Below are 6,788 nucleotides of genomic sequence, written 5' to 3' on the forward strand. Positions count from 1 at the left end.
AAATAAAGCTTATTAAAAGAATAAGTTATGGATTTACCAATTTTGAACATCTTCGACTTAAGCTGTTTGCTTGCTTTAATTCATAACAAAAATTAACACACGAAAACCAGAAGAGCCCACCTTAGCCAGACAAATTGAGAAAGTCAGAAAAGGTTGGGGGATTGAGAATGTGGTCTGGGTAAGCGATAGAGGAATTTTAACCAACTCGAAAATCAATGAATTAGTAAAACCGATAGTAAGGATTAGACTATATTACTTTCGGACTTTATTGGAGGACTTGGGGACGATTTGCTTGAATACAGTAGAATGTACGATTAGAGAGGGAAGTTATCGTTTTGCTAAGATAACTCCACCGACTGAACTGCAACAATCATGCGTTAGATTTATTAGGGTTTTCCTTGATTTGTACCCAGTAAAGGGGCAGCAGAAATTCTCTTAATCCCTCCTACAGCACAGGTTATGGCCTTTTGTCAACCGGGAAGTCCAGTTATAGCGGCTAAACGGGCCAGATAGAAGCTAGTAATAGTTTTAGCATCGATCAATTCTCCCTGGGCGATCGCTGATTCCATTTCCTCAAAACTCATAAAAACCACTTCCAGATCTTCATCCGCATCTTGAGCGGGGGGCAAGCTTAATTTTTCCAGATCCCGCGCCAGAAAAGCATAGATGTATTCGTCGGAATAACCCGGTGCCAGGGCAAATTTACCCAAAGATTGCCAATTGTGCGCCCGATAGCCCGCTTCTTCCTCTAATTCTCGTTTTACCGTCGTAGCAGGGTCTTCTCCTTCATCGATCGTTCCGGCGGGAAATTCCAGAATTCGAGCTTGCAAACTAAACCGATACTGGCGTACTAAAACTAATTGACCTTCCTTGGTGATCGGAACTGCTAAAGCGCCCCCCGGATGACGGACACATTCCCATTCTCCCTCGACACCGTTAGGTAAACGGAGTTTCGAGACTTGAAATTGAAAGACGCGACCTTGATAAAAAAGACGTTGTTGGAGAAATTGAGGCGGTTCAGACATAGAAAATTTTCAACTGGGACTTTAAGCATTAATATCAAGAAATGTTGCCTTTGTCACCGGTGTTGGGAAGCGGGTAGAATTATCATCGAAAATTTGGGTTAAAACCCCGTCCTTTTAGGACGGCTTTGTGTTAAACTGATTGGTAAGCGGAAAATCAGATGTGTAGTCGTGACACGCGAACTGACCGTTGGACAAAGGCTGGTGTCACCAACCCATTTCGGGTTGCCCCAATACCTCACTGCTCTAATCAAAAAAAAGTACGGCATAGGTGGGAGAGCAAAAAAATTAAATAGGGTAGGGCATACCCGAATTTACGCTTGGGGAGTAGTCCCTAAGAGTGCTTGCCTTGTAGGTGTAGTCGGACTAGACATGAAGCTGTAAGACCAAAATTAGCTTTGCCAAGGAGAGATTCAGGTTATCGAAAATTTGGGTTGAAAACCCCGCCCCTTTTAGGGCGGCTTTGTGTTAGAATCTTACTGGTCTAAAAAACCCCCCTATCATAGATACGACCGAATAAATATGCTAGGTTGAAATGCCTGCAACGGGTTGACGATGAGTAAGGGGAAGCTGACGGCCGCTGGGAACTCCATGCTAGAGGCAAAACATACCTTGTGTCGGTATGTATAAACCCAAATTAAATTAGTCGCCGGAGGGCATTCGGAGACTTTAAATGGACGTGGAGAAAGTGTCAGACTTAAGCAATTAAGCGTTTTTCGCTATCTGCGTCAACCCCATTCGGCGACTACCCTAAAAAAGTAGCGTGGTGAGGAATCAGCGTCCGTTTACGGCGGTGAGGATGTCAAAATAGAGAATGCTGTCTTTACAGGTTAAATCTTTTTCGAGAAACCCCATGGCAAAAAAATCGATGGTAGAACGCGAGAAAAAACGCGCTCATCTCAGACAAAAATACGAAGCTAAACGGACGGAACTAAAAGAACAATTCCGTACCGCCGAAGATTTTGAAGAAAAACTGGCAATTCACCAAAAATTACAGGAATTACCCCGCAATAGCGCCCCCAGTCGTCACCGCAACCGTTGTTTAACGACCGGCAGACCGAGAGGATACTATCGCGATTTTGGTTTATCCCGCAACGTTTTACGCGAATGGGCCCACCAAGGTCTTTTACCCGGTGTGGTCAAGTCTAGCTGGTAGTCAGAAACAATATCTAGGGAAAATACCGTGATAGAGGCGTGGTTTTTGCGTCTCTATTGCTGTTTTTAAGCAATTTTAGCGATAAAAAAACCCTCGATCGAGCGATCGAGAGTTAACCGTGAACAGAAAATTTACCTAGACTACAGTAGCAGCTTTACGGGCAGCGGCGGCCTCATCGGGATGAATACCGAGACGGGTGAGATTGAGACGACCTTTACTATCGATCTCCCGTACCTTGACTAACACCTCATCCCCCACGGCCACTTCATCCTCCACCTTACCGACGCGTCCCTCGGCCAATTGGGAAATATGGATCATTCCCTCTTTTCCTGGCAAAACTTCCACAAAAGCGCCGATTTGGATAATGCGAGTCACGCGACCGAGATAAACCTCACCCTCATTGAGTTTGCGGGTCATATTGTAGATCAGTCGTTTAGCTTTTTCGGCCTGTTCCCCATCGGTAGAGGAAATGGTGACAGTACCATCGTCATCGATATCGATTTTCGTGCCGGTCTGTTCAGTAATCCCTTTAACCGTCTTACCACCCGGCCCGATTACTAACCCGATCAGATCTGGATCGATCTTGATCGTCAATAACCGGGGTGCGTGGGGAGATAATTCCGTGCGGGGTTTTTCTAGGGTCGCTAACATCTTCTCTAGGATATGTTTGCGGGCCGGTAAAGCTTGTTCGATCGCCTTGGCCACCACTTCCAGGCTTAAACCGGGGATTTTCATATCCATCTGGAGAGCGGTGATGCCAGAATCAGTGCCAGCCACCTTAAAGTCCATATCTCCCAGAAAATCCTCGATACCCTGGATATCGGTCAAAATCCGCACTTCTTCCCCTTCTTTAATTAAACCCATGGCCGCACCGCTAACGGGTTTTTTCAGGGGAACACCGGCATCCATCAGCGCCAGGGTAGAACCGCACACGGAACCCATGGAGGTGGAACCATTAGAAGAGAGGACTTCCGACACTACCCGCAGCACATAGGGAAATTCCTCTTGGGGGGGAAGGACAGGTACGATCGCCCTTTCCGCTAAAGCACCGTGACCAATTTCTCGACGGCCGGGAGAACGCATGGGACGGGTTTCACCTACGGAAAAGGGGGGGAAATTGTAGTGATGCAGATAGCGTTTTTCGTCTTCGGGATGGAGATCGTCGCCCAAATCCTGAGCATCACCGGGGGTGCCAAGGGTGGCGATCGAAAGCACTTGGGTTAAACCGCGATTAAACAGACCGCTACCGTGAACCCGACGAGGTAAAACTCCCACCCGGCAAGAAATCGGGCGTACTTCGTCCAGTTGGCGACCATCAACCCGCACCCCATCCTCAATAATTTGGGCGCGCATCAGTTTTTTGGTCAGATCCTTAAAGAGATTACCGATTAACTTCGGTTCTTCCAGCGTTGGAGCTTTTAAGGTATCTTCATCGGGGAGAGCGGTTATAGTTTCCTTGAGCCGATTTTCGATCGCCGCTAATTTCTCATCCCGTTCGGTTTTGCTGAGGGTAAACTGACAGAGAATCTGTTTAATTTCCTCTTTAGCTTGTTCTTTTAGGAAATTCTGCACGGTTTCGTTTACTGCCGGCGCTTCTCGGGTGACGAGGGGAATACCCAACTGATCGATCAATTCCCGTTGAGCGCTGATCAGGTCGCGCACTGCTTCATAACCAAAATCGATCGCCTCAATAATATCCCGTTCCGGTAACTGATTGGCTCCCGCTTCGATCATCACCACCCCTTCGGGACTACCGGCCACCACTAGATCCAATTCTCCGTTATGGATTTCCTTGTAGGTGGGATTGATGATAAATTCATCCCCTAGTAAACCGACGCGCACCGCTGCCATCGGACCTTGGAAGGGAATCCCCGCCAGCATAACTGCCACGGAAGCCCCGGTAACGGCCAAAACATCCGGGGGGACTTCCTCGTCCATTGAGAGGGTCGTAGCGACCACTTGGATATCATCCCGCAGCCAACTGGGGAATAGAGGCCGCAGGGGGCGATCGATCAAACGACCGGTCAGAATCGCTTTTTCCGGGGGACGACCTTCACGACGCAAAAATCCTCCCGGGATGCGCCCAGCGGCGTATAATCTTTCTTCGTAGTCAACGGTCAAGGGCAGGAAATCTACTCCTTCTCTGGCTTTGGCTGTGGTTGCTGTCACTAAAACCGCCGTTTCTCCCGATTGGATCAGAACACTACCGCCAGCTTGGGGGGCTAAAAGCCCTATTTTTAGTCGAATATCCCTGCCATCAAAGGATATTGACTTGTCAAACTCTTCCATGTAAAGTTATATTCCTTTCTTTCACTTTTCTCTGTGCTGTGGCAATCCTAGCATTTTTTGTCCCCCTTTCTGCCAGGTTTAGTATTCAGTGATCAGTTATCAGTGATCAGTTATCAGCTTTTTTCTCCCTGCTCCCCCGCAACGCGCACGAAGTGGTCTCCCAACTACCCAACTACCCCACTACCCCACTGATAACTGGTTACTGCTCACTGATAACTGAAAATACTCCCCACTACCCCACTGATAACTGGTTACTGCTCACTGATAACTGAAAATACTCCCCACTACCCCACTTCCCTGCTTTTAAACAGAATTTAAGATTACTTGCTCAAACCGGCCAAAAAATGATAGTTTTAGATATAGGAATAATCTGGTTAAGAAAAAAATGTCTTCCCTTGCCGCTTGCTGGCCCAAAAATATTTCTAAGTATTAGCAGAACTGACTGACTGTCAGCAGTTGAGCGGGATTTTTCCTCGCTCGAAGAACTCCGGACAAAGAAAATTAAGACAATTAAAAGGATTGCGTCTCTATTATCTGTCAGACGCTTCTAATCCAGTGAATTTGCGGGTTATCTTCAAATTAACCCCGTTTAACCCTATTTGTGGCTATCGATTATGGCTGAAAGTTATTTACTAGACAAACTGCAATCTGTAGAACAGACCTACAAAGAATTAACCCGTCGTCTAGCGGATCCCGATGTCACCGGTAATCCGGGTGAATTGCATCGTCTGGCCAAATCCCGCGCTTCCCTAGAGGAAACGGTCAACACCTACGAAATTTGGCAAAAAAGTCAAGAGGATTTAATCGGTGCGAAACAAATCTTCAAAGAATCCGCCAGTGATCCCGAATTACGGGAAATGGCCGCCCTAGAAGTGGCAGAATTGGAGGAAAAAATCGCCACTTTGGAAGACCAATTAACAATTCTGCTGCTGCCCCGGGATCCCCTCGATGAAAAGAATATCATGCTAGAAATTCGCGCTGGGACCGGAGGTGATGAGGCCAGTATTTGGGCGGGGGATTTAGTGCGTTTGTACTCAAAATATGCCGAAACTCAAAACTGGAAAGTTAGCCTTTTGAGTGAATCTCCGGCGGATATGGGAGGATTTAAAGAGGCAATTTTAGAGATTAAAGGCGATAACGTCTATAGTAAGCTGAAATTTGAGGCGGGAGTCCATCGGGTGCAGCGGGTTCCTCTGACGGAAGCGAGTGGTCGCGTCCACACTTCCACCGCTACCGTGGCAATTATGCCAGAAGTGGACGATGTGGAAGTGCATATCGATCCCAAGGATATTGAGTTAACCACGGCTAGATCCGGGGGCGCAGGCGGTCAAAATGTCAATAAAGTGGAAACTGCGGTCGATTTAATCCATAAACCCACGGGAATCAGGGTTTTTTGCACCGAAGAGCGATCGCAATTGCAAAACCGGGAACGGGCCATGCAGATTCTCCGGGCGAAACTGTACGATATGAAGTTACAGGAACAACAGGAAGCGGTCAGTTCCATGCGACGCTCTCAGGTGGGAACCGGTTCGCGATCGGAAAAAATTCGCACCTATAACTATAAGGATAATCGTCTCACCGATCATCGCTTAAATCAGAATTTTTCCCTCGATCGCATTTTAGACGGCGATATCGAAGAGGTGCTCCAATCCTGTATCGCCAAGGATCAACAGGAAAAACTGGCAGAATTAGCCGCTGCCCAAGAGACAGCCTAATCAGGACACTCCGAGACTCCGAGACTCCGAGATTATTTTTATTTAGGGCTTGCTGAATAAATCTAAAAACCTTGTTGGATAAGACTTTTAGAATTTTTTGAAATCCAAAAGTGGCGGCCATGGCAGTGATCGGGGGGGAAAATTAGGTACTTTTTCCCCGAAAATTAGGTAATTGACCCTCTGAAAATGGGTAAAACCCTACACCCTACACCCCACACCCCACACCCTACCCCCACGAAAAACTTTTTGCCGCAAACCCTATTTATCCCCCCCCCGCTCCTTTCTCCCCAACCCGCAACAGCCAAACCCCTTGCTACTTTTTGGCTTTAGACCTCTCGCATAATTAATTTTTGAGGAGTCAAAAACGGCAAAAATAAGGATTAAATGGCCTAAAATCTGTGAATAGACCATTTAATTGCTTATTATTCATTCTTAATTCTCCTGACTACTGACGACCGGCTCCTAACCCTAACAACAATTTTTGATTTTTACCGAAATTTTGGGTTAAAGCCCCGTCCTTTTAGGACGGCTTTTTAAACTATAGCTTGTTAACTTAACTTTTATTGTGCTATACTGATTTTATCTAAGTACCCCGTGGGTAAAATG

At 46.7% G+C, this 6,788-nt stretch carries 5 protein-coding genes; 3 read left to right on the top strand and 2 right to left on the bottom strand.

Going from position 1 to position 6,788, the window contains the following annotated elements; genetic code table 11:
- Positions 1-470: 470 nt before the first annotated feature.
- Positions 471-1,025 (bottom strand): NUDIX hydrolase, encoded by a 555-nt coding sequence (locus tag EWV84_RS07635; protein ID WP_287077527.1) that lies wholly within the window; start codon positions 1,023-1,025, stop codon positions 471-473.
- A gap of 850 nt (positions 1,026-1,875) precedes the next feature.
- Here EWV84_RS07635 and rpsN point away from each other — a divergent pair.
- Positions 1,876-2,178 (top strand): 30S ribosomal protein S14, encoded by a 303-nt coding sequence (gene rpsN / locus EWV84_RS07640; RefSeq protein ID WP_287077528.1) that lies wholly within the window; start codon positions 1,876-1,878, stop codon positions 2,176-2,178.
- Positions 2,179-2,313: 135 nt separating this feature from the next.
- On the opposite strand, the gene EWV84_RS07645 is transcribed toward rpsN, so the two are convergent.
- Positions 2,314-4,467, bottom strand: a complete 2,154-nt coding sequence (locus EWV84_RS07645) for a polyribonucleotide nucleotidyltransferase (RefSeq protein ID WP_286826572.1) — start codon at positions 4,465-4,467, stop codon at positions 2,314-2,316.
- Between the two features lie 456 nt (positions 4,468-4,923).
- Here EWV84_RS07645 and EWV84_RS22825 point away from each other — a divergent pair, with 456 nt between their 5' ends.
- Positions 4,924-5,103, top strand: a complete 180-nt coding sequence (locus EWV84_RS22825) for a hypothetical protein (protein WP_323801827.1) — start codon at positions 4,924-4,926, stop codon at positions 5,101-5,103.
- The gene (gene prfA, locus EWV84_RS07650; protein ID WP_286826573.1) at positions 5,082-6,182 is read left to right on the top strand and encodes a peptide chain release factor 1; all 1,101 of its coding nucleotides are present in this window, start codon (positions 5,082-5,084) and stop codon (positions 6,180-6,182) included. Before EWV84_RS22825 ends, prfA begins: the two co-directional genes overlap by 22 nt.
- Positions 6,183-6,788: the final 606 nt, after the last annotated feature.

Source organism: Microcystis sp. M_QC_C_20170808_M3Col, from assembly GCF_007095505.1.
GTDB lineage: Bacteria > Cyanobacteriota > Cyanobacteriia > Cyanobacteriales > Microcystaceae > Microcystis.